Raw genomic sequence first — 21,391 nt, forward strand, 5'->3', positions numbered from 1 at the left:
TCACCCTCCCGTGCCCGTGGATCGGCCGGGCTCCCCCGCCCGGCCCCACCACGATAGGCGCACCGGGCCGGGCCTGGGAAGCCCGCGGCCCGCCCCGGGCGCGGGAGTGTCCGAAGTGGACGATCAGCGGGCGAACGCGGTCAGGAAGCGGTCGCGGAAGGCGTCCATCTTCCAGACCGGCGCCTGCGCGGCCGGGTGCAGGCCGTCCGACCAGCCCCAGCCGGCGATCCGGTCCAGCACCTTGGGGTCCTTCGCGACGATCGTGATGGGGACGTCGTGCGCCGCGCCCTGCGGGGTGACCACGGGCGGCTGGTGGTCGCCGAGGAACACCAGCACCAGGTTGTCGCCGCCGTAGTGCTGCACGAACGAGATGAGCGTCTTCAGGGAGTAGTCGGTCGCGTCGCGGTAGGCGGCGCGGATCTTCGCGGGGTCCCGCCAGACCGATTCCGGCGCCTCCCCCGCCGCGGGCATCGGCCCGAAGACCGAGCCGTCCCCGACCTGGTTCCAGTCCACCAGCCAGGGCCGCGGCGACCACGGCGCGTGGCTGGAGACGAGGTCGACCTCGGCCATCACCGGCTGCTGCCCGGCCTTGGCGAGCTCGTTGCGCTGCAGCATCGAGAACGTGAACTGGTCGGGCATGGTCGCGTAGGCGAAGCCCGGCCCGTGGTAGCCGATGTTCCGCGCGTCGTAGTAGGCGTCCGGGTGGTAGAACTTCTTCCCCTCCGGCCAGTCCTTGGTGTGCGCGGGCACGTCCCAGACGGTCTTCCAGCCGGCGCGCTGGAACGCCCCGCCGAGGGTCAGCCGGTCGCTGCCGAGGAGGTCGTTGTACCGCTGCTGGTTGTCGATCCACATCCCCGACTGCACGGTCGAGTGCGCCAGCCAGCTCCCCCCGCCGAACGTCGAGGACGACAGGAACGCGCTGCGCGCGCCGATGCCCGCCGCGCGCAGCTCGGCCGTGCCCGCGTCGAGCGTCGCGCCGATCTTGGGCCCGAAGTCCGGGTCGTCGAGCGCGATCCGGCCGTAGCTCTCGACGAAGGTCAGCACGACGTTCTTGCCGCGCAGCCCGGTCAGCAACCGGTCGCCGGGGGTGGTGCGGAACGCGTCTTCGGCGGCCACCTCGCCGAACGGCCGCTGGTCCCGCAGGTCCGCGCCGACCTGGCGGAGGTCGCCGTAGGCCAGCGCCACGGCGCTCTGCGCGGCGACCGGCTGCCCCGGCGCGAGCTCCACCCCGAACACGGAGCAGACGATCCAGATCACCCCGAGCACGGCCACGACGCGCGTCGCCCCGGTCCGCCGCCCGGCGGCGATCCGGGTCAGCCGCAGCATGGCGAGGACCATGAACACCACGACCGCCACCGCGAGCAGCGCGGTGCCGGCGAGGGCGGCGACGGTCGCCGCGTCCCCGATCTGCCCGGCGAGGAACTCGACGCCGGCGTGGAAGAAGCTCCAGTCGTAGATCGGGTCGAACGGCTTCTCGAGGGTCGCGTAGAACCCGGTGTCAAGCGCCTTCAGCAGGGTCAGCAGCCCGAGGACCAGGCCGACGGCCACCGCGACGACGCGCCGCGCCCGCGGCGGCAGGACCAGCACGAACGCGGCGACGATCAGCCCCTCCACGGGCACGCGCACGAGCGCTCCGGCGGAGAACGAGTTGAGGTCGTCCGGGGCGAGCAGCCCGAACAGCACGAGCAGCGCGGCCAGCACCGTGAGGACCCGCCCCGCGACCACGTGCCGCGCCCGCCCGGGCCGCGGCAGCCCGAAGTCGGGCAGGGCCGCCCCCGGGACCGGGGTGCGGCGGCGGACGCGCCGCGGCTGCGGCAGACCGGTGTTTCCAACCATGGCGAGGCCTCACGTCGTGGTGCACGGTGGTGACCGCCGGTCCCTGCGGCGGGACGGCGATCTCACCGGATATACGAGCCGAGGCGGCGCGCGGTTCACGCGCCGCCTCGGCCCGTCACGCCGCGGGCGGCCAGACGTACAGCTTTTCCGGGACGATCCGGACGATCAGCCGCTCGGCCTCCGGTTCCGGCGGCGGCGTCGCCCCGCCCATGTACCGGGCGTACATCTCGTGCAGCAGCACCTTTTCCGGGTTGTCGGTGATCTCGACGCTCCCCCGGATCTCGACGTACCGGCCGGGGTTGCTCGCCACCAGCAGGCTCACCCGCGGGTCGCGCCGCATGTTGCGGGTCTTCAGCCTGCCCTTGATGGTGCTGAACACGACGGTGTCGCCGTCGCGCTTGACGAAGATCACCGACGACTGCGGCCTGCCGTCGGCGTTCGAGGTCGCGATCACCGCCGTGTGCGGGCCGTCGAGCACCTCACGGGCGGCTTCGGTCAGGGGCACGGTCATCGGGCGGTCCTTTCGATCAGCCACTGGCGGAAGGTCAGCAGGCCGGGGTGGAGTTCCCGGACTTCGCCGACGTCGCGCGCGCCCGCGTACGCGGCTTCGAAGTCCTGGGTGAACTGGAACATGTTGGCCAGTTCCGCGGCCTGCGGGAGGGGGAGGCCGCGGAACACGGGCAGCGGGACGTCGTCGAAGCGCACGGGTTCGCCGAGCACCTCGGCGAACCCGGCCGCAAGTTCGGCGCCGGTGAGGTTCCCGCCGGTGAGGCTCACCGTCTCCCCCGCCAGCTCCGGACGGCGCAGGATGGCGTGCGCGCACCGGCCGATGTCCGCCACCGCGATGCCGGGCAGCCGCGCGGACCCCAGCGGCAGCGCGAGGGCGAGGACGCCGTCCTCGCCGCGGCTCGGGCCGCCGCCGTCGAGGAGGTTCTCCCAGTAGAACGCCGTGCGCAGGAACGTGGTCGGCACGCCGGCGTTCCGGAACTCCGCGTCCGCGGCGCCCTTGACGTCGTAGTGCGGCACCCGGTACTCGCCGTGCAGGACCGGCATCCGGTCGTCGCCGGGCGGGACGAACGCCCGCGTGTCCTCGAACGTCGACCACACCACGTGCGCGACGCCGGCGCGGCGCGCGGCCGTGGCCATGGTCGCGGCGTGCGCCCGCTCCCGCTCGGGCGGGTACTCCTGGGCGAACGTGACGCAGTAGGCGCCGTACGCGCCGGCGAACGCGGCCTCGACGGAGCCGGGGTCGTCGAGGTCCGCGGCCACCACCTCCGCCCCCAGCGCCGCCAGTTCCTTCGCGCCCGGCGAACCCGCGTCCCGGGTGATCGCCCGGACCGCGAACCCGCCGTCCGGGTCCGCGGTGATCGACCGGACCAGCCCGCCGCCCTGGCGTCCGGTGGCGCCGACGACGGCGACCACCCGTTTTTCCTTCGTGGAAGTGCTCATGCCCGTACCGACCGGGGGCGGGCCGGAAAGGAATCGGCCGTACCCGCCGACGGCGCCGTCAAACCCGGGGCACCGGCTTTCACCCGCGGAAACGCCCGGAATACCCAGGACAGGTGAGGGAGCGTTGCGGGTCCTCCGCGCCGGTGTTCTCCTCGGGGTGTCCGAAGATCGGATTCCCGAACGGAGGCGGACCGATGAATCTGTTCGACAAGGCGAAGGAAGCCATCGGGAAGAACCCCGACAAGGCCGAGCAAGGTGTCGACAAGGCCGCCGAAGCCGCGAAGCAGCGCTTCGGCGACCACGCCGACAAGATCGACCAGGGCTCGGACAAGGTGAAGGACTACCTGCACAAGCAGGGCGGCGGGCAGCAGGACGCGCCCCCGCAGTGAGCCCGCACCGGTGATCGCCCAGCCGTCCGGGGGACGCATGCTTCGCGTCCCCCTCGGCTGGGTATCACCGGCTCCGTGGTCGCCACCTACCTCGTCCCCGTCCGGACCGCCCTCATCCTCTTCCCGTTCCTCGTGCTGGCCGTCATGCTGCCCGCCGCGTTCGTCAGCTACCGCCGCCGGGGCCGCGCCGGCGGCTGGCCGACGGTCGTGTTCTACACGTTCCTGTTCTACCTGCTGGCGATCGCGACGCAGACGGTCCTGCCGCTGCCCGCCGACCCCGCCTACTGCGCCGGGCACACCTACGCCAGTTCTCCGCAGCTGCGGCCCTTCTACTTCGTCGAGGTGGTCTCCCAGCGGGCCCGCGGCCACTGGGGCCCCGCGGCGCTGCTGCACAACCCGGCGCTCTGGACCACGGCGCTCAACGTCGTGATGCTGGCGCCGCTCGGGTTCTACGTCCGGTACGCGCAGCGGATGCGGCTGGTGCCGGCGGCCCTGATCGGCTTCGGCGTCTCCCTGTTCTTCGAGCTGACGCAGCTGACCGGGCTGTGGTTCGTCTACCCGTGCCCGTACCGGCTGTTCAGCGTCGACGACCTGCTGCTCAACACCGCGGGCGTCGTCGTCGGCTGGCTGCTGGCCGGCCCGCTCGGACGGCTGCTGCCGTCGCCGGAACCGGAGCTCGACCGGCGCCGCTACGCCGCGAAGGTCACCTTCACGCGGCGGCTGTTCGCGCTGGTCACGGACCTGCTCGGGTTCGCCGCGCTGCTCGGGTTCCTGTTCGGCCTGCTGACGCTGTTCGGCGAGGACCTGGCGCACCGCGACACGCCGGTCGTCATCCTCGCCCTCGTGTGGTTCGTGGTGCTGCCCGCGGTGACCGGGTCGACGCCCGGCAAGCGGGCGATGCTGCTGCGCGTGGCGCGCCGCGGCGGCCGCCGGGCCGGGCCGATCGCGCTGCTGGTCCGCAACGGCGTGCTCCTCTCGCCGCTGTGGCTGACGTGGCTGCTGCTGGACCTGGACCACTGGGACCTCGGCCGGCACCCGGAACAGCTGCTCCTGCCGGTCGCGCTGGCCGCGTCGGTGTTCGTGGTGGGCGTCTGGACGCCGCTGGCGGTGCTGCTGGACAACGAGCACCGGGCCCCCTACGAACGGCTGACCCGGACCGTCGACGTCGCCATCGTACCGCCGGCCGCGGCGGCGCCCGCACCGGCGCCGGAGCCCGCGCCGGCCGAGGAAGTCCTCAAAGGACGGTGACGGGGCACCGCGCTGCCCGGGGCTCCCGGCGCTGGTAGATTGCCCGGCAGCAGGTTGAGCCGCCAGCCCGCGTCCCCGTCCCCCGTTCTGGAGCGTTGATGACGACCGACGCAGCGCGGCCCCGGCAGCGGGTCTCCGGCGAAGGCCGGTCGTCCGCCGGCCTGCTCCCGCCCGGCCGCGGTGCCGACCGGGTCGTGCCGGACATGACCGGGGTCGGGTTCGGCGGCTCCAGCCGCCTGCAGGTCCTGCTGCGGCCCGGCCGCGGCCTGCGCGACGCCCGGGGCCGGTTCGCCGTCGTGACGACCGTGCCCGCGGTGGTCCGGCCGAGCCGGCTGCCCGGCCTCGGCGACGTCATGCCGGTGCGCCCGACCGTCGACGCGGCGCGGGCCTCTTGGGGCGAAAACACATGACTCCCTCCGATTCCCGTGTCGGCGAGCCCGGTTCCGGGCATGAAGAAGGGGAGAGCTCCTCTTCGGGGGCCGGCACGGCGAAGGAGGCGGACGTGAGACTACGAGCTGTCCGGCACGAACTGGACATCACCGCCGAGCTCACCGAGCTGGCCAAGGTCCGGCACTGGGTCCGCTCGGTGCTGTGCGGCTTCCCGGCGAGCGTCGTCAGCACCGCCGTGATGGTGGTCGACGAACTGACGTCCAACGCGCTGCGCCACGGCCGCGCGCCCTACCACGTCCGCCTGCTGCCCGGCGCCGCGAAACTCCGGATCGAGGTCGACGACGGCGATGGCGAACCCGCCCGCCGCCGGACGCCGTCCGACCAGGGCGGCCGCGGGCTCCTGCTGGTCGAGCGCTGCGCCGCGGCCTGGGGCCAGCTGCGCCGGCCCAGCGGCAAGACGCTGTGGGCGGAACTGCCCACGGACCCCGATCCCGCGGGCGCGGGTGGCTGACGCGGCACCCACCGCGCCGCCCGGCCCGGTCGTCGACGCCGGTCGCCGACGGCTTCGGCATGGTCCGGACGCTCGACCAAGCCGCCCGGCGGCTCTTCCCCGGCGCCGCCCCGCCCGCCACGGCGAGCGCATCGGCGGCGACTTCTACGACGTGCGCCCGGCGGTCCCGACCGACGGCGAGGAGGCCCAGGCCGTGCTCGGCGACGCCCGGCGGGACGCCTAGGCGTCCTTCTTCGCCAGCTTCGACGGCCACCAGATCCGGCGCCCGACGTCGACGGTGAGCGCGGGGACCAGCAGCGACCGCACCAGCAGTGTGTCGAGCAGGACCCCGAAGGCGACGATGAAGGCGATCTCCGCCAGGAACAGGATCGGGATCACGGCGAGCGCGGAGAACGTCGCCGCGAGCACGACCCCGGCCGAGGTGATCACCCCGCCGGTCAGGGACAGCCCGCGCAGCGTTCCTTCGCGCGTCCCGCGGGTCAGCGCTTCTTCGCGGACGCGTGTCATCAGGAAGATGTTGTAGTCGATCCCGAGCGCGACCAGAAAGACGAAGCCGAACAACGGCACGCCCGGGTCCGCGCCCGGGAAGTCGAGGAGGTGGTTGAACACCAGCGCCGACACGCCCATCGTCGCCGCGAACGACAGCACCACCGTGGCGATGAGCAGCAGGGGCGCGAGCAGCGACCGCAGCAGCAGGGCCAGCACGAGGAAGATCACCAGCAGCACGATCGGGATGATCAGCGCGCGGTCGTGCGCGGAGGTTTCCTGCGTGTCCAGCTGGATCGCGGTCGGGCCGCCCACCTTCGCGTTCGCGCCGGGCACCGCGTGCACGGCGTCGCGCAGCCTGCCGACCGTCGCGACCGCCGCCTCGGAGTCGGCCGGATCGCCGAGCACGGACAGGATCTGCACCCGGCCGCCGACCACCTTGGGCCGCCCGTCCGGGCCCGGCACCGGGAACGACTGGGCGACTCCGTCTATTGTGGACGCTTTCAGGACGGCGGGCAGGGCGCCGGCGTCGGCCATCGTGACCGCCGGCGCGCCGAGGCCGCCGGGGAAGTGCCGGCCGAGGACCTCCTGCCCCGTCCCGGATTCGACCTCGGTGAGGAAGACGTCGGACTGCGCGGTGCCGGACGCCTTGAGCTGCGGCAGGAACGCGACGCCGACGCCGAGCACGAGCGCCGTCACCACCCAGACCGCGCGCGGGCGGCGGCCGACCAGGCGCGCCACGCGGCCCCAGATCCCCGCGGTCTCCGGGTGCGGTGAGCCGAGCGCCGGCCGGAACGGCCAGAACGCGCCGCGGCCGCACAGGGCCAGCGCGGCGGGCAGGAACGTCGTCGACGCCAGCAGGGCGGCGCCGATGCCGATCGCGGCGACCGGGCCGAGGCCCTTGTTCGAGTTGAGGTCGCTGAACAGCAGGCACAGCACGCCGAGCACGACGGTGCCGGCCGACGCGGCGATCGGTTCGAGCGTCGCGCGCCAGGCGAGTTTCAAGGCGTCGAACCGGCTCGGCGTGTCGCGCAGCTGCTCGCGGAACCGGGCGACGAGCAGCAGCGCGTAGTCGGTCGCCGCGCCGAAGACGAGGATCGAGAGGATGCCCTGGCTCTGGCCGTTGAGCGCGAGGACGTCGTGCTTCGCCAGCAGGTAGACCACGAGGCTGGCGAGGCCGAGGGCGAACACCGCCGAGAGCAGGACCAGGACCGGCAGCAGCGGGCTGCGGTAGACCGCGAAGAGGATCAGCGCGACCACGCCGCCGGCGACGAGCAGCAGGATGCCGTCGATGCCGCCGAACGCCTTCACGAGGTCGGCGATCTGCCCGGCCGGGCCGGTGACCAGCACGGTGAGGCCGGCCGGGGCGCCGGCGAGCCGGGCGCGGATCTCCTTGACGACGTCGGCGGGGTTGCCGTCGGCCAGGACCGGCACGGCCAGCTGCACGGCCTGGTCGTCCCGCGGCGCCGCCTCGGGCTTGCCGAGCGGGCCGGCGACCCCCGGGATGCCGCTCAGCTCCTGGGCCTTGGCGTCGAGGAACCGGCGGTTGTCGGCGGTCAGGCCGGTGGTGCGTTCGGCAACGACGGTGGCCGGGAGCACCTGGCGCGGGGTGAACGCCTTCTGCTCGTCGGAGACCTCGGTCGCCTCGGCCGACCGCGGCAGGAAGGCGGCGTTGTCGTTCTTCGCGACTTCGCTGAGCTTCCCGGCGAACGGCCCGCCGAACCCGCCCAGCGCGAGCCAGGCGACGACCAGGAGCGCGGGGATGAGCCAGCGGAGGCGGCGCGGGGTCTCGTTCATGGTCGCTAAGGTCCCTTCGAGCGCGAACACGACCAATTGTTCAGCAAGCTGAACATTCTGCACGACGACCCGGAGTGACGGTGAGCACAACCCCCGAACCGGACCTGAGCACGTGGCCCACGGGCCGCCTGCTGGCGGCCGCCGCCCGCCTGGTGGAGCAACGCTGGGTGACGGTGCTCGCCGGGCTGGGGCTCACCCACGCGGGGCTCATCGCGCTGCACACCCTGCGGGACGGGCCGCTCCCCCAGCGGACGCTGGCCCAGCGCTGCCAGGTGACCGACCAGACGATGAGCCGCACCCTCGACCGGCTGGCCAAGGCCGGTTTCGTCACCCGCACGCCCGACCCAGCGGACGCCCGCCGCCACCTGACCCGGCTGACGGCGCGCGGCCGGGCGGTGCACGAAGAGGCGGTGCGCGCGGAACCGGCGCTGCTGGCCGGTCTCGGCGAGGACGACGCCTTTCGCGGGAGACTGCTGGACCTGATCACCCGGCTGTCCTCGGGCGAGTGAGGGGCCGGGCTGCCTTCTGGGCGATGTCTCCGCAGGCGATATCCACCTCGCCGCCCGCGGAACCCTGTCCCATCACCCGGTTTCGCGAACGACGACGCGAAGTTCCCTGGCCACGCAACGCAAACACCCTCGTCGCAAGCACGAATCCGGCCCGTCGGCGAACGGCCGAAAGCACGCCCCACCCTGCCCGCCCCGATCCCCCTCCTCATCCGCGAGCGATTCAGCGCACGCCGGAATGGGTAGGTCTTCATTCATGTGGATCGCGGTGAGCACCCCAGTGGCCCTCCTGATCGCTACCGTCCTGATGGAGCGGTTCGAGCGACGATGCGCCCCGCTGCACACCGCGAAGGGCGAGCACCCGCCGACCGGCGGATGATTCCCGCCGCCCGGCTGAGGCGGCGTCGCGGCCGGGCGCCCGGGATGGCGGGGACGATGTCAGCGCTGCCGGGAGGCGCCCGATGACCACCACCGACCCGACCGCCCGCCCGGCCCCGCCGGTGCCGTTCGACCCCGAGCTCGCCGCCGCGCTCGACGTCCTCTGGCGGAGATGGTTGTCTCACCCTCGAGACGCCGGCCGAACCCCGGGCGGTCGTGGCCCTGTCCCTCGAAGAGGTGACCGGCGACGGGCGGCTGGTCATCACCGAGCACTCCGCACCCGGCCCGAACGGGCCCCTCCCCCGGACCTGCCGGTCCTGTACTTCCTCCACGGCGGCGGCATGATCATGGGCGGCAACCGCGGCCGCGAACTGTTCTTCCTCCGCGACTGAGCCCTCGACGCCGGGCTGGCGTTCGTCAACATCGACCGTCGAGCAGGCCGCCGACCTGGGCATCGACGCCGACCGGGTGGTGATCGGCGGCGGCAGCGCGGGCGGCGGGCTGGCCGCGGCGACGGCGTTGCTCGCCCGCGACCGCAGCGGACCGCCCCTGGTCACCTACGCGAGCCGTCTCTGGCAGACCGGCGGGCAGGCCGAGGTGCACGTGCGGCCCGGCGGGTTCCACGGGCTGGCGCCGCAGGCCGCGCTGTCCCGCACGGTGCGTGAGCAGCGGGCGGTGTGGCTGCGGCGGGTGCCCGGGCCGTGACCGGCCGCCGGGCCTGAGGGCGTCATGGAGCACCTCGTCGCGCACCTGACGGCCCCGGCCCCGACGCGGCGCCACGGTCAAGGTGATCGGCTACTTCGACCGCCTCGTCGAGGCCGGGGGCGGGCCGGAGGCGATCGCGCGCGGCGCGGCCGTCCTCGCCGGCTGCCCGCTGCGGCTGGCCGACGACGAGCGGCGCGTGCGGCTGCGCGTCGAACCGGACGGGCTCGCGCGCGCCTCCTCCGGCGAGCGCGCGCCCGCGCGTGCGGTCGAGGACGCCGCGCGCCGCGGCCGCGGCCCGGTCCAGGATCATCGCGTCGACCGGGCGAGGCGGACCGGGCCGTTCCAGCCAGAGCGCCGGTTCGCCGCCGGCGCGCAGCGGGCCCGACGGCCACGCGGAATCGGGCTCCGCGCCGCGGCGGCCGCGCTGGTGCTCCACCATTCGACGTTGCAGGACCGGCTCGCGCACGCCGAGCAGCTGCTGGGGTGGCCGGTCCGGACGCCGGAGGGACGGCTGCAGCTCGCGATCGCGTTGTGACGGCCGCACCGGAACCCTTGATGTGATCCACGTCTCACTCCGTGCGTCCGAGAACCTCGGCCACCCCCGCCCGCGACTGACTGATCAGATCCGGCGATACCGGGTTCAAGGGAGGAGATCACCATGCACACCACCAAATCCACCCGCACGGTGCTCGGCCTGGCCCTCGCGGCCGGCCTGGCCACGGCGGCGAGCATCGGGATCGCCGGCGGCGCGTCGGCCGAGCCGGGAACCACGGAGGGGACCATGACGAACGCGAACCAGCCACCGAAGGGGGCGCGCGCCACCGTGCAGGTGAGCCCCAACCCCACGACCCAGCGCGGCCAGGAAGTGACGATCACCGGAAACTGCGGCGGCGGAACGGGACTGAAGTCCGTCCTCGGCGGCTTCCCGGACCGCCCGGCCCTGGAGAACATACGCATCCTCGACGCCGGCCCGGACCACTTCGTGGCGAAGGCGAACGTCGCCCAGCACATCGGCAACGGAGTAGGCCCGGTCTTCGTAGACTGCGGCGGCGAAGCGGGGGTGACGCTGCTGGTCACCCACGTGTAGGCGGCGTGAAAGGCCCCTGCGTCGGCGGCCGCCGACGCAGGGCCCGGCGGCGGCCTCGGTGCGCCAGGCGGCCGGGCGTGCCGCGATGGCGCGCCCATTCCCACCCAGTCTCGGCCCCGCGCGCCAAGTGGCCCGCCGCGGCGGGCCACTTGGCCGCACCGCGCAGAAGGCCAGGTGGCCGGGCGCGTCGCAACGGCGCGCCCCCGACCACCCGGCCGCGGCCCCCACCGCGCCAGGCCGCCCGGGCCGCGGCGGACCAGGCCCGTGCAGCACCGCGCGGGAAGGCCAGGCCTTGCCGCGCCGGTGCGCCCGTTCCCTCCCGCGCCCGCCGTCAGAACCAGTGCAGGCAGTGCGGCGTGCGGTCCGCGCGAAAAAGACTGTCCGCGAGAGCGGCCACCTCCGGCCCGTGCACCCGCACGTGGCCGGCGCGGATGAGGGTGCTCGGGGCGGTGCCGCCGAGGTAGATCGAGCCCAGGTCGCTCACGTCCAAGGTCAGGTCGGGCTGCCGATCCGTCGGGACGCACTCGGCCTTGCCGTCCCGGACGGTCAGCAGGTAGCGCCCCTGCTCGGCGAGGAACGGGTCGGTGACGTCGAGGACCAGCTCGCCGTCCGTGAACCAGCCTCGGGCGGTCAGCGCACGCGGGACGTCCAGCAGCCGCACCCACAGCCAGTCGGTGTCGTCGGTGACCTGGCCGGCCCGGAAGTCCGCGAACTGCCAGCGCAGCGGGTGCCCGGGCGGGACCTGCTTGAACACGACCTGGCCGACCAGGTCGTGCCCGAGCACGAACCGGGCCAGGGCCGTGAAGACGGCGTCGTCGGTGGCGATGGTCTCGTCGACCGTCAGGGTGTCGGGCTCCCCGAGCGAGTAGCTGGCGTACCCGTCCGCGACGCCGTCGGCATCCCGGTGGACGGCGACGTAACGCGGCGTCGGAGCGATCGGCGGGTGTCCCGCGCCCGAGGCCCACCAGCGGTGGGGCCGGGACAGCGCGCCCGGCTGGGCGCGGCGGTACCGGTCGTAGACCTCCTCCAGGAGCGAGCCGCAGTCGGCACGCCGCAGCAGCTCGATGGAGCCGGCGCCGGCCGTTTCGCCCGCCCGGGGGACGGCGAAGGCGGCCTGGTGACGCGGCACCGTCAACCGCTGGGTGTAGGTCGCCGGTCCGTAGCCGAACCGGCGGTAGATCAGCGCTTCGGAGGCCAGCAGCACGGAAAGGAACTCCCCGCGCGCCCGCACCTCGGCGAGCTGGCGCCGCATCATCGCGCTGAGCACGCCCTGGCGCCGGTGCGAAGGCAGGACGCCGACGGCGGTCACCCCGGCGGCCGGGGCGAGGATCTCGCCGGGCAGGGTGAGCTCGAACGAGTACGCGCCGGCCGTGCCGACGGGCCGGCCGTCCGGTGTCGTGGCCAGCAGGTTGCGGTCCATTTCGAGCGCCGACCACCAGACCCCGCCACCACCGTCGGCCGGGGTTTCCGGGAAGCGCCCGAACGCGGCGTGGAGGGTGTCGACGAAGACGTCGAGGTCCTGCTCGGTGGTGGAACGGATCTCCATCGCTGCCTTCCGGGGTACCGGCACCACGGCTCGTGGTGCCCCGCCCCAGTCCAGCGGTGCCCCGCGGCAAGATCAAGCGATTTAAGCCCGCCGGGGCCGGGGGACCGCGGCCGAGGCCCGCTCACCGGCCGGAGTTCCGGTGAGCGGGCCCGCGGGCGAAATATGAGCGAAATTCAGCAGGTCTTCCACGCGAAGTGGTAAATCGTGTCCACGCTCGCGTGTTCGGAATCCATTTCGATGTAACTCCCGCCGGCGGAGGTGCCCGCGTCCGCGCGCAGTTCCGCATTGATGTTCAGGTTGCGGCTCTCCCCGCACGGCGCGAACACCAGCTCGGCGACTTCGGTGACGTCGGTCGCGCGCCACGTGCCGTGGAACGGCCCGGGGAACGTGTGCCGCACCCGGGCGGTCGGCGCCGTGCCGGCGAAGTAGTAGTTGGCCTGCTCCAGCGCGCTCGCCCCGCTCTCGATGTGCGCGAAACCGCGGTACTCCGCCTCGGCGATCGCGTACGTGAACCCTTGCGGCACGTGGACGAGCACGTTGATCTGGCAGTTCTTCCGGGCCTCGAGCGCGGACGCGCCCCCGCCGGCCTTGGCGGTGAAGTTCGTGTAGTGCACCGTGAACGACGTGTTGTCGGACGCGACGTCGGCCGACGCCGTGGCCGTGCCGGCCGGGCAGCCGGAGCCGTTGATGGTCTTGATGTCGAGCGTGATCTTTTCGGTCGGAGCCGATGACGCCGGGGAATCGACGGGTGCGGCGAGGGCGGACAGAACCATTCCGGCTACGACCAACATACCGAGCATGACGCTCCTCCAAATGGGCCACGGTGCCTTTTGATCACGATGATCGCGCGCGGAACGGATCGTAGCGCGATCGCAACCTTTTCGACGGCCACTGAACGGAGTAACACGACAACCCGGGGTACGGGAAATCCATTTCCCGCTATTTCACCGCTCAACAGTTGAAGTATTCGAAGAATCGGCGGTCACGACTGGTACAGACCAGTATCGTGCCGGAGGGAATACGGCGGCGTCGATCCGCCGAGCAGCGCTTCGGCGTCCAGGGTCGCCGCGCCGCTCCCCCGCTCCGCGAACCGCCGCGCCACCAGCTCCCCCGGTCGCTCGACGGGGTCCGCCCGCCCGGAGAGGAACGCCCACTCGTGCTCGTCGGACCCGAAGTACAGCACCGTCCCGAACACCTCGCGGAACCGCCGCCACGACGCGAGCAGCGTTTCGTTGCGCCACAGGGTCGGGCAGCCCGCCTGGCAGGTCACCACCCCACCGGGGGCGAGGAGGCGCGCGCAGCGGCCGAGGAAGTCCTTGCCGTACAAGCGGTTGTGCTGCGCGTCCGGGTCGGTGTTCTCGTCCGGCAGGTCGATGACGACGACGTCGTAGGTGTCGCCGCGGGCCTCGGCCGCGGCCAGGAACGCCCAGCCGTCCTCAAAGGACACCCGGATCGGCCCGTCGCCCCGGACGGCCCGCTCGAGGTCCGCCGGCGTGTAGCCGTAGGGCAGGTGCTCGGCGCACGCCCGGACGGCCCGCTCGTCGATGTCGACGTGGTCGACGACCGAAGCGCCCGCGTCGACCGCCAGCTCGCACGCCACCCCTTCGCTCGACCCGATGACCAGGACCCGCCGCACCCGCTCGGCCAGCAGGAGCGCGGGCACCATCAGGGCCTCGTGGTACACCCGCTGGCTCGCCTCGGTGCTCTGGCGCTCGCCGTCGCAGAACAGGGAGACCCCTTGCGCGGTCTTCCCGATCAGCACCTCCTGGTACGGCGTGCGCGCGGCGAACACGACGTCGTCGACCTCCCACACGCGGGTGAGGCCGGCACCGACCGGTTCGTGGATCGAGGGCATCAGCGTTCTCCCCGGTGGACGACGGACAGGTGGACCGAGGCGGCGTCCAGCGACTTGGCCAGCAACCGCAGCGCCTGCTCGGGGTCGGCACGCTCGCCGCAGGTGAACACGTCGGCGAACAGCGACCCGTGTTCGGGGTAGGTGTGCACGGACGCGTGCGACTCGGCCAGCAGCGCGATCACCGTGGCGCCCTGCGGCGCGAACCGCTGCGCCACGACGTCGAGGACGGTCGCGCCCGCTTCCGTCACCGCCGCCCGCAGCAGCTCCCCCAGCCGCGCGGTGTCGTCGAGCAGGCCCGGGTCGACGCCGTGCAGCTCGGCCAGCACGTGCCGCCCGGCGAACCGGCCGAACTCAGTCATCGCCCCACCTTCCGACGCAGTGGGTGCGCAGCGGCTCGATCCCGTTGAACCCCACCGACGCGTAGCTCGCGGTGTAGGCCCCGGTGCCCGGCAGGTCGAGCCGGTCGCCGGTCCGCAGTGACAGCGGCAGCTCGTACGGCGTCCGCTGGTAGAGGACGTCGTCGCCGTCGCAGGTCGGCCCGGCGAGCACCACCGGCCCGGCCGGCCCGCCGGGCACGCCCACCGGCTCGAAACGGTAGGCGATCGCCTCGTTTTCGGCCTCGGCGAGCCCGTTGTAGCGGCCGATGTCGAGGTACACCCAGCGTCGCCCGCCCCGGTCCGCGACCAGGACCACCTCGGTCCGCAGCAGGCCCGCGTCGGCGACGAGGACGCGGCCCGGCTCCAGCAGCAGCTCCGGCGGTCCGGCCGGGAAGTACGTGTCGAGCGCCGAGGCGATCGTCGCCGCGTAGGTGGCCAGCGAAGGGACGCCGGTGCGGTGGGCGGTCGCGAAGCCGCCGCCGAGGTTGAGCCGCGTCATCGTGACACCCTGCGCGGCCGCCTCGCCGAACAGCTTCGCGGCCGTGGCGATCCCGATCTCCCACGCCGTGACGTCCGGCTGCTGCGACCCGACGTGGAACGCGATGCCGGGCCGCAGGCCCAGCGCGGCCGCCCGCAGCACCAGGTCGAGGGCCTCGGCCGGCTCGCAGCCGAACTTGCGGCCGAACGGCGTCACCGAGTCGGGCGCGTCGAGCACGACCCGGATCGAGACGGCCGAGCCCGGCGCGTGCCGTCCCAGGTGGTCGACGTCGTCGGGCGCGTCCGAAGTGAACTCCCGGACGCCGTGGTCGAAGGCTTGGGCGATGTCCCGCGGCTTCTTGATCGGGTTGCCGTAGGCGAGGTCCGCCGGGTCCGCGCCGCGGCCGAGGCACCGCGCCAGCTCGCCGGGCCCGGCGACGTCGAAGCCGATCCCGGCCGCCACCAGCGCGTCGAGCACCGGCGGCGCCGGGTTGGCCTTGACCGCGTACCGGATCAGGGCGCCCGGGAACGCCGAGCGGAACTCGCGCGCCCGCGCCGCGACGACGTCGGTGTCGACGACGAGGCACGGGGTCGGCGGATCCCGCTCGTCGAGGAACCGGCGGATCCGGGTGAAGTCGGCGCACACGGCGCCAGTGTCGCAAACGGCGTCAGACGAACCGCCACAGGTGGTCCGGTGTCCCGTTGTCGTCCCACTGCGTCACCTGCGCGCCGTCCGCCGTGGACTGCTGGTCGACCGCCATCACCTTGCCGCTGCGGACGTTGACGAGCTTCGACCAGCCACCCCCGGCGTCGACGATCCGCCAGTTGTGGTCCGGCGTGCCGTTGTCGCGGTACTGCTGCACGTGGGCGCCGTCGTCGAGGCTCTGGTCGTGCACCGCCAGGACCTTGCCGCTGTTGCGGTTGACGATCCGGACCGTGCCGTCACCGTTGTCGACGACCGCCCAGAGGTGGTCGGCGGTGCCGTTGTCCGACCACTGCGTCACCTCGGCCATGTCGGCCAGCGACATGTTCGAGACGGCGAGCACCTTGCCGGAACGCTGGTTCTGCAGCTTGCGCCAGACGGTGGTCGACGCGGCCGGGCGGGTCAGCAGCGCCAGGTAGCCGCCGGCGACCGGGCGGGCCTGGAAGCCGCGCTGGGTGGCGTCGGCGACGACGTACCAGTCGCTGAACGGCACCCGCTGCGGAGTGCTGTTCGCATAGCTGTACACGCCCTCGACCAGGGTGTTCCGGACGTTCGGCTGGTCGGTGAGCCACGCCGCGGTCCACAGCTCCCAGTCGGCCTTCGTGTAGTTGTTGCGCGGGTCGAGCAGCACGCCGTGGGCGCCCGCGCGGGCCTGGTACCAGGCGGCCTCCTGCGCCGCGACGCCGAGCGGCACCAGGTCGAGGCCGAGCACGCGGTCGGCGAAGCCGTTGTACTTCAGGCTCCAGGTGCCGTCCTGGTCGTAGGCGAGCTTGAGGTGCTGGTTGGACGGGTCCTGCGCGAGCGTCACCCACTGGCTGATGTAGCTGCGGGACGTCGAGCGGTAGCGCTGCGCGTCGGCCGCGTTGCCGGTCGCGGCGGCGATGATCCCCATCGCGCCGACGCCGACGATGCCCTTCAGCGCGAGGTTCGCGCTGTGCGCGATGAACCCGGTGAAGTCGTCGGTCTGGTTCTGGAAGCCCGGGTCGAGGGTGTTGGCGACGAGGTACTCCGCCCACTGCCGCAGGATCCGGTAGTGGGTGTTCGCGAAGGAGACGGCGTCCGCCGACGGCAGCCGCTGCACCAGGGCGGCGGCCATGATCAGCATGTTGGCCGACTCCTCGACCGGCATGCTCTCCTCGTTGCCGTCGTTGTGCCCGGTCGCGTCCGGGTAGTGGGTGCCGAGGTCGTGCTCGGCGAACTGCATCGGCCAGCCGCCGCGCTCGGCGTAGTCGAGCAACGGCTCCAGGACCAGCCGCAGGTAGGCCGGCGAGAGGTAGAGGTAGGCGGGGAACGCCGGGTACGTGACGTCCACTGTGGACATGTTGCCGTTGGAAGAGATCTCCTTGAGGAATCCCCACGGCGCGCCGTTCCGGTCGACCAGCTCGGTGCCGCCGAAGGCCTGGCGCAGGGCCAGCGCGCAGATCCCGGCGTAGTGCTCGCCGGTGCTGCCGCCGCCGGCCGCGGCGACGGCGTCGTCGTGCAGGCGCTGGTCGATCGCGGTCGCCGCGCTCAGCGCGCTCGCGTAGTCGTTGGCGAACCAGACGGCCATGTCCTGCCAGCTGCCCCAGTAGTGCGTCCACCAGGGACGCAGCTCGGTGCCGAGGTAGCGGACGGCGGGCGTGCGGACGTGCCCGACCGAGATCGTGAAGGGGGCCGAGGTGCCGCCGGCCGGGATGGTGCCGAGGTTCTTGTTGAAGGCGAGCACCGGCCAGCGGTCGTTGATCGCGCGTGGCTGGGCGGTGTCGCTGGTGTTGTTCAGCGCGCCTTGGCTCGCCGAGGCGGCGCGGGCGACGGTGTCCTGCCCGATCTGCCAGGTGACGCCGGACGTCGGCGCGGCCAGGACCAGGGAGCCCCAGCTCGCCTGGTCGCCGTTCTCCTGCAGCACGCCCGGGCTCGCCGGGGTGCAGCTGAGGAGCGTGTAGCCGTTCGATTGCTGTTGCGTCCAGGTGACCGGGGTCGAAGTGTTGCCGTGCACCCATTCGGCGGAGGTGTCGAAGTGCAGGTCGACGGCGTGCGCGCGGCCGTCGGCGCTGGTGGCCTGGATGGTCACGTAGCCGAAGGGCACGCACTGGCGCTGCAGGTTCGCCGGGTCGACCGGCGAGAAGAACGTGACGGTGAGGTTGACGCCGCCGCCGCTGAGGACGTAGGCCGAGCGGGTTCCGGTGACCTGCAGGCTGACCTGGGTCATCGGGGTCAGCGCCGGCCCCGACGGCAAGGCGGGCGAGCCGGCGAAGACGTAGGCGGCGCCGTCGACGCGGGCGAGGCCGCACAGGGCGGTGATGTGCCCGGTCCAGAAGCTCGCCCAGGTGCCGGGGAGGTTGTCGGCGGGCTGCCAGGTGGACAGGTAGGGCGACCGCACGATCAGCGGCGTGGCGGGCGGCCGGATCGGGCTGAAGGTCCCCGCGGCGGCAGTGCCGGGCAACCAGAGAGCGGCAGCAACGGCGGCGGCCGTGCCCCCGGCGAGCCGGAGCAGATCCCGGCGGGTGAGGTGATCGCGTTCTCGGGAGGACATCGGTGGCCCCTTCCACGGCGTGCGAGCCGGAGCGACGAACAGCGCAGGGACCGTTTTACATCGTTGGTACAACGTTGTAAATCCGCCGAAGGTCGGGGTGTGCGGTGGGGGCGGACCAGTGGGAGCGCAGGTCCGGTGCGGGTTTTGGGCGGAGGAGAGGGGCTGGGGGCGCGGCGGCGGGGTGGCCGACGACTGGGGCGGCTGGCTCGGCGCGGCCAGAGCTGCGGGGCGCCCTCGGGGCGGCATGGCGCAGCCGGGCGGCGCGGCCGCGCGGCGCGGCGCGGCCGGGCGGCGCGGCGCGGCCGCGCGGCGCGGCGCGGCGCGGCCGGAGCAGGCCAGGGCGAGCAGGGCGGCCCTGCGCGGTCCGGGCGGCCCGGGCGGACCGACCCGGTCGGGGTCGGGTCAGCCGAAGCCACCTGAGCGGCTGACCCTGCCGGGCCGGTCCAGCACAGTCAGGTCGGCTCGGCGCAGTCGGCTAAAGCAGCCCGGCACGGCCGGGTCGGCCTGGCCCGGCGGCTTCGGCCGGAGCAGGCCGGCGCGGCGGGAGCCACCGGTGCGGCGAGCCTCGTCAGGCGGTGCGCCGCGGGCGGTCCGACGGGGGCCACACGTACGGCAGGTCCGGCGGCACGTCCGGGAACTGCTTGCCGTAGTGGTCCGGGTCCTTCCGCACCAACGCGGACCGGTGGCTGCGGTGGAGCGCCTCGTCGCCCAGCCACGGCGGCAGCTCCCCCGCGGCCGCCAGCTCGGCCTGCGCGCGCACGTCCCTGCTGCCGAGCGACTGCCGGTACTCCTCAGCGAGCTTCCCCGCGCACGTGTCCGCCGCGCCGAGGGCGCACCACACCGCGCACACCTCGAGGCCGTAGCGGGTCAGGGCTTCTTCGTACCCCGTCCACATCTTCGCCGCGGGGTGGTGGCGCCAGCCGTAGCCGGGGATCACGAGCGCGCGCAGCACCTGGAGCGTCTCCACGCGCTGTTTGCCGAGCCGGCGGCGGTCGAGCGTGCGGGCGCCGGCCGTGAAGTCGGCGCACGGCAGGAACGTCTGCATCCCGCCCGGGTACCCCGCAACCGGCCGCCGATGCGGGAAGATCGGGTGTACCCACGCCGCCGCCCGGGGCCACACCGACCCCGGGCTGCGCCTCGCCGGTGAGCTCGCGCGCCCGGTTACCGTGCTGACCTACCCCCTCCACGGCCCCGACCACGTGATCGGGGCCGCGAAGGTCGCGTCGGTGTCACCGGGAGCCGGTGCGTCCCCGGGCCATGGCGACCGGTTCCGGCTCGACGCTCACCCGTGGGCGCAGGGGCAGGTTCTCCAGCCCCTCGACGTCGAGCACCAGGAACCAGTGCGCGTTGGCCGGGATGTGGATCTTGAACATCGGTGCGGTGGCCACCCCGCCGTGCATCCGGTAGTACTGCCGGCGCCGGTATGCCTGGAAGTTGACCTCCGTCAGGAGCCTGACGTTGGCCATCGCGTCCAGGCGGACGGTGACCACCGCGTCTCTTCGCACTTTCCCGAGGTCGAACACGTTCGCTTCCATTTCGTCCCTACTTCCACGCTGGGTTGCTGTTCGAGCTCTTGCGGTCGAGGGCATCGCGGAGCACGCCGCGGGGCCCACGACGGAACGGAAGATCAGGACGGGATCAGCCCGGGCCGGTGCCTGGTTCGCACGGCCGCCACAGCGGCACGAAGTCCCCGTACGACCTCGTCGACGCCTGGGTGGCGTGGGGTCCGTGGCCGGGGGTCAGGAAGGCGGGCGGGATGGTGGTGCAGGTCCCGGCGGCAACGTCGGACGGCCCGGGGAGCCGGGGCGACGGCGCCGGGGCGTGCCCGGGGACGCTGCCCCGCGTCGCTACGACCGGACGCGCCTGACGGGCCGGATTGGCTTGGCGGGTCGAGGCACGCCAGGATTCCGACCCGCCGGGCTCGGCGGCAAGGACTTGCGCGGCCGGTGCAGCCGTGTCGATGGCTACCGGCGGGCTGGTCGCGAGGACGGATTCGTCCGGTTCCCACGCGGTTTCGGCGTCGCAGGCGGCCTCTAACACCGGCTTGGTGACGGGGCCGAGCGCGGCTGGGCCGACGGTCGCGGCAACCGGAGTGACGACGGGCCGGACGACGGGGCCGAGCACCGGCCGCGTGAGCCCGGCGACCGGGGCGAGCAGGCCGGTCAGCACGGGCGACGCGGCATCGAGCACCGGTCCGGCGATGGGCCGGAGGACACCGTCGACGACCGGGGTGACCAGGCCGAGCACCGGCCCGGCGAGGTTCGCGGTCACCGGCCGCACGAGCTTGCCGACCGGCGCGACCACCTGGCCCAGGGCGCCGGTGAGCGGAGCCGCGAGGTCGGACACGGGCTTGGTCACGCCGGCGACCACCGGCTTGACCACGGTGGCGGCGGCCCCGGTCACGGGCGTGACAACCCCTTCGACGGTGCGGGAGACCGGCTCCACAGAACGCGCCACTCCCGACACCGGCTTGACCACCGCGGCGACGACCCCGGTCACCGGCGCCACAACCCCTTGCACGGTCCGCGAGACCGGCTCCACAGAACGCGCCACTCCCGACACCGGCTTGACCACCGCGGCGACAGCCCCGGTCACCGGCGCCACAACCCCTTGCACGGTCCGCGAAACCGGCTCGACCACGTGCACGGCCGGCTCCACGGTCGACGCGGCGGACCGCGCCACCCCCGACCCCGGCTTCACGGCCGTGGCGGCGGTCACCGGCGCCACAACCGCTTGGGCGGTGCGCGAGACCGGCTCGACGATCGGCGCCGCAGAACGCGCCACATCCGCCCGTGGCTTGGCCATGGTGGTGGCGGCCGGACCCGGAACCCCCGGCGCAACCACCGATGGCCCGTCGGGCGTCGCAGCGTCGGCGTGGCCGGACGTCAGCCATGACACCAGCCACAGGCCTGCCACGGCCCCGGCCAGCACGAGCAGCCGCCGTGCGGCGATGGGCGTCTTGCCCACGTCGCGAGCCACGGTCACGTCGGCGAACCTCCAGATGCGAGAGCAGATCTGGGACGTACCCCTCAACGGCCCGGCCCACACCCGCGCTACGGGCCACCCGGCGCTTCCACTCGTCCGGCCTAGTCGTCAGGTGTCAGCAAGCCTGACTCAAGGCGCCAGTCGGCGGAACCGC

General features: G+C 73.5%; 22 protein-coding genes. 9 read left to right on the plus strand and 13 right to left on the minus strand.

Annotation, left to right across the window (positions count from 1 at the left end):
- Positions 1 to 123: 123 nt before the first annotated feature.
- From ACH54P_RS06685 to ACH54P_RS06695, 3 genes are all read right to left on the minus strand, one after another.
- Positions 124 to 1,836: an alkaline phosphatase family protein gene (locus ACH54P_RS06685; RefSeq protein ID WP_489911445.1), complete on the minus strand. Its 1,713-nt coding sequence runs from the start codon at positions 1,834 to 1,836 to the stop codon at positions 124 to 126.
- 115 nt (positions 1,837 to 1,951) lie between these two features.
- Complete coding sequence (locus ACH54P_RS06690; protein ID WP_489911446.1) at positions 1,952 to 2,347, minus strand: PPOX class F420-dependent oxidoreductase; 396 nt, start codon at positions 2,345 to 2,347, stop codon at positions 1,952 to 1,954.
- Entirely contained in the window at positions 2,344 to 3,285 is a 942-nt protein-coding gene (locus ACH54P_RS06695; RefSeq protein ID WP_489911447.1) for an NmrA family NAD(P)-binding protein, read from the minus strand. The genes ACH54P_RS06690 and ACH54P_RS06695 overlap by 4 nt, the downstream gene beginning before the upstream one ends.
- A gap of 194 nt (positions 3,286 to 3,479) precedes the next feature.
- Here ACH54P_RS06695 and ACH54P_RS06700 point away from each other — a divergent pair, with 194 nt between their 5' ends.
- From ACH54P_RS06700 to ACH54P_RS06720, 5 genes are all read left to right on the plus strand, one after another.
- Positions 3,480 to 3,674, plus strand: a complete 195-nt coding sequence (locus tag ACH54P_RS06700; RefSeq protein WP_489911448.1) for an antitoxin — start codon at positions 3,480 to 3,482, stop codon at positions 3,672 to 3,674.
- A 75-nt stretch (positions 3,675 to 3,749) separates the two neighbouring features.
- Positions 3,750 to 4,922, plus strand: coding sequence for a VanZ family protein (locus ACH54P_RS06705; protein ID WP_489911449.1), 1,173 nt, complete (start codon positions 3,750 to 3,752; stop codon positions 4,920 to 4,922).
- A gap of 98 nt (positions 4,923 to 5,020) precedes the next feature.
- On the plus strand, positions 5,021 to 5,332 hold the full coding sequence (locus ACH54P_RS06710) for an STAS domain-containing protein (protein ID WP_489911450.1): 312 nt from the start codon (positions 5,021 to 5,023) through the stop codon (positions 5,330 to 5,332).
- A gap of 92 nt (positions 5,333 to 5,424) precedes the next feature.
- The gene (locus ACH54P_RS06715; protein WP_489911451.1) at positions 5,425 to 5,823 is read left to right on the plus strand and encodes an ATP-binding protein; all 399 of its coding nucleotides are present in this window, start codon (positions 5,425 to 5,427) and stop codon (positions 5,821 to 5,823) included.
- Entirely contained in the window at positions 5,816 to 6,046 is a 231-nt protein-coding gene (locus tag ACH54P_RS06720) for a hypothetical protein (RefSeq protein ID WP_489911452.1), read from the plus strand. The genes ACH54P_RS06715 and ACH54P_RS06720 overlap by 8 nt, the downstream gene beginning before the upstream one ends.
- Here ACH54P_RS06720 and ACH54P_RS06725 read toward each other — a convergent pair.
- Positions 6,043 to 8,106 (minus strand): MMPL family transporter, encoded by a 2,064-nt coding sequence (locus ACH54P_RS06725; RefSeq protein ID WP_489911453.1) that lies wholly within the window; start codon positions 8,104 to 8,106, stop codon positions 6,043 to 6,045. The genes ACH54P_RS06720 and ACH54P_RS06725 overlap by 4 nt on opposite strands.
- 74 nt (positions 8,107 to 8,180) lie before the next feature.
- Between ACH54P_RS06725 and ACH54P_RS06730 the strand changes: the two genes are divergently transcribed.
- From ACH54P_RS06730 to ACH54P_RS06745, 4 genes are all read left to right on the plus strand, one after another.
- On the plus strand, positions 8,181 to 8,615 hold the full coding sequence (locus ACH54P_RS06730; RefSeq protein ID WP_489911454.1) for a MarR family winged helix-turn-helix transcriptional regulator: 435 nt from the start codon (positions 8,181 to 8,183) through the stop codon (positions 8,613 to 8,615).
- Positions 8,616 to 9,458: 843 nt separating this feature from the next.
- Entirely contained in the window at positions 9,459 to 9,695 is a 237-nt protein-coding gene (locus ACH54P_RS06735; RefSeq protein WP_489911455.1) for a hypothetical protein, read from the plus strand.
- Between the two features lie 82 nt (positions 9,696 to 9,777).
- The gene (locus ACH54P_RS06740; RefSeq protein ID WP_489911456.1) at positions 9,778 to 10,230 is read left to right on the plus strand and encodes a helix-turn-helix domain-containing protein; all 453 of its coding nucleotides are present in this window, start codon (positions 9,778 to 9,780) and stop codon (positions 10,228 to 10,230) included.
- A 123-nt stretch (positions 10,231 to 10,353) separates the two neighbouring features.
- On the plus strand, positions 10,354 to 10,782 hold the full coding sequence (locus tag ACH54P_RS06745; RefSeq protein ID WP_489911457.1) for a hypothetical protein: 429 nt from the start codon (positions 10,354 to 10,356) through the stop codon (positions 10,780 to 10,782).
- Between the two features lie 331 nt (positions 10,783 to 11,113).
- Here ACH54P_RS06745 and ACH54P_RS06750 read toward each other — a convergent pair whose 3' ends face one another.
- From ACH54P_RS06750 to ACH54P_RS06790, 9 genes are all read right to left on the minus strand, one after another.
- A complete protein-coding gene (locus tag ACH54P_RS06750; protein WP_489911458.1) occupies positions 11,114 to 12,328 on the minus strand; it encodes a GNAT family N-acetyltransferase in 1,215 nt (404 codons plus the stop codon).
- 173 nt (positions 12,329 to 12,501) lie between these two features.
- Positions 12,502 to 13,128 (minus strand): DUF4360 domain-containing protein, encoded by a 627-nt coding sequence (locus ACH54P_RS06755; RefSeq protein ID WP_489911459.1) that lies wholly within the window; start codon positions 13,126 to 13,128, stop codon positions 12,502 to 12,504.
- 182 nt (positions 13,129 to 13,310) lie between these two features.
- A complete protein-coding gene (locus tag ACH54P_RS06760) occupies positions 13,311 to 14,183 on the minus strand; it encodes a spermidine synthase (protein WP_489911460.1) in 873 nt (290 codons plus the stop codon).
- On the minus strand, positions 14,183 to 14,542 hold the full coding sequence (gene speD, locus ACH54P_RS06765; protein ID WP_489911461.1) for an adenosylmethionine decarboxylase: 360 nt from the start codon (positions 14,540 to 14,542) through the stop codon (positions 14,183 to 14,185). The genes ACH54P_RS06760 and speD overlap by 1 nt, the downstream gene beginning before the upstream one ends.
- Entirely contained in the window at positions 14,535 to 15,683 is a 1,149-nt protein-coding gene (locus ACH54P_RS06770; protein ID WP_489911462.1) for a type III PLP-dependent enzyme, read from the minus strand. The genes speD and ACH54P_RS06770 overlap by 8 nt, the downstream gene beginning before the upstream one ends.
- A 22-nt stretch (positions 15,684 to 15,705) precedes the next feature.
- Positions 15,706 to 18,252 (minus strand): glutaminase domain-containing protein, encoded by a 2,547-nt coding sequence (locus ACH54P_RS06775; protein ID WP_489911463.1) that lies wholly within the window; start codon positions 18,250 to 18,252, stop codon positions 15,706 to 15,708.
- Positions 18,253 to 18,820: 568 nt separating this feature from the next.
- The gene (locus ACH54P_RS06780) at positions 18,821 to 19,297 is read right to left on the minus strand and encodes an MSMEG_6728 family protein (RefSeq protein ID WP_489911464.1); all 477 of its coding nucleotides are present in this window, start codon (positions 19,295 to 19,297) and stop codon (positions 18,821 to 18,823) included.
- Between the two features lie 184 nt (positions 19,298 to 19,481).
- On the minus strand, positions 19,482 to 19,787 hold the full coding sequence (locus ACH54P_RS06785) for a DUF1883 domain-containing protein (RefSeq protein ID WP_489911465.1): 306 nt from the start codon (positions 19,785 to 19,787) through the stop codon (positions 19,482 to 19,484).
- A 103-nt stretch (positions 19,788 to 19,890) separates the two neighbouring features.
- The gene (locus ACH54P_RS06790; RefSeq protein WP_489911466.1) at positions 19,891 to 21,237 is read right to left on the minus strand and encodes a hypothetical protein; all 1,347 of its coding nucleotides are present in this window, start codon (positions 21,235 to 21,237) and stop codon (positions 19,891 to 19,893) included.
- Between the last annotated feature and the right edge of the window lie 154 nt (positions 21,238 to 21,391).

Source organism: Amycolatopsis sp. N2S4-7 (assembly GCF_058119595.1).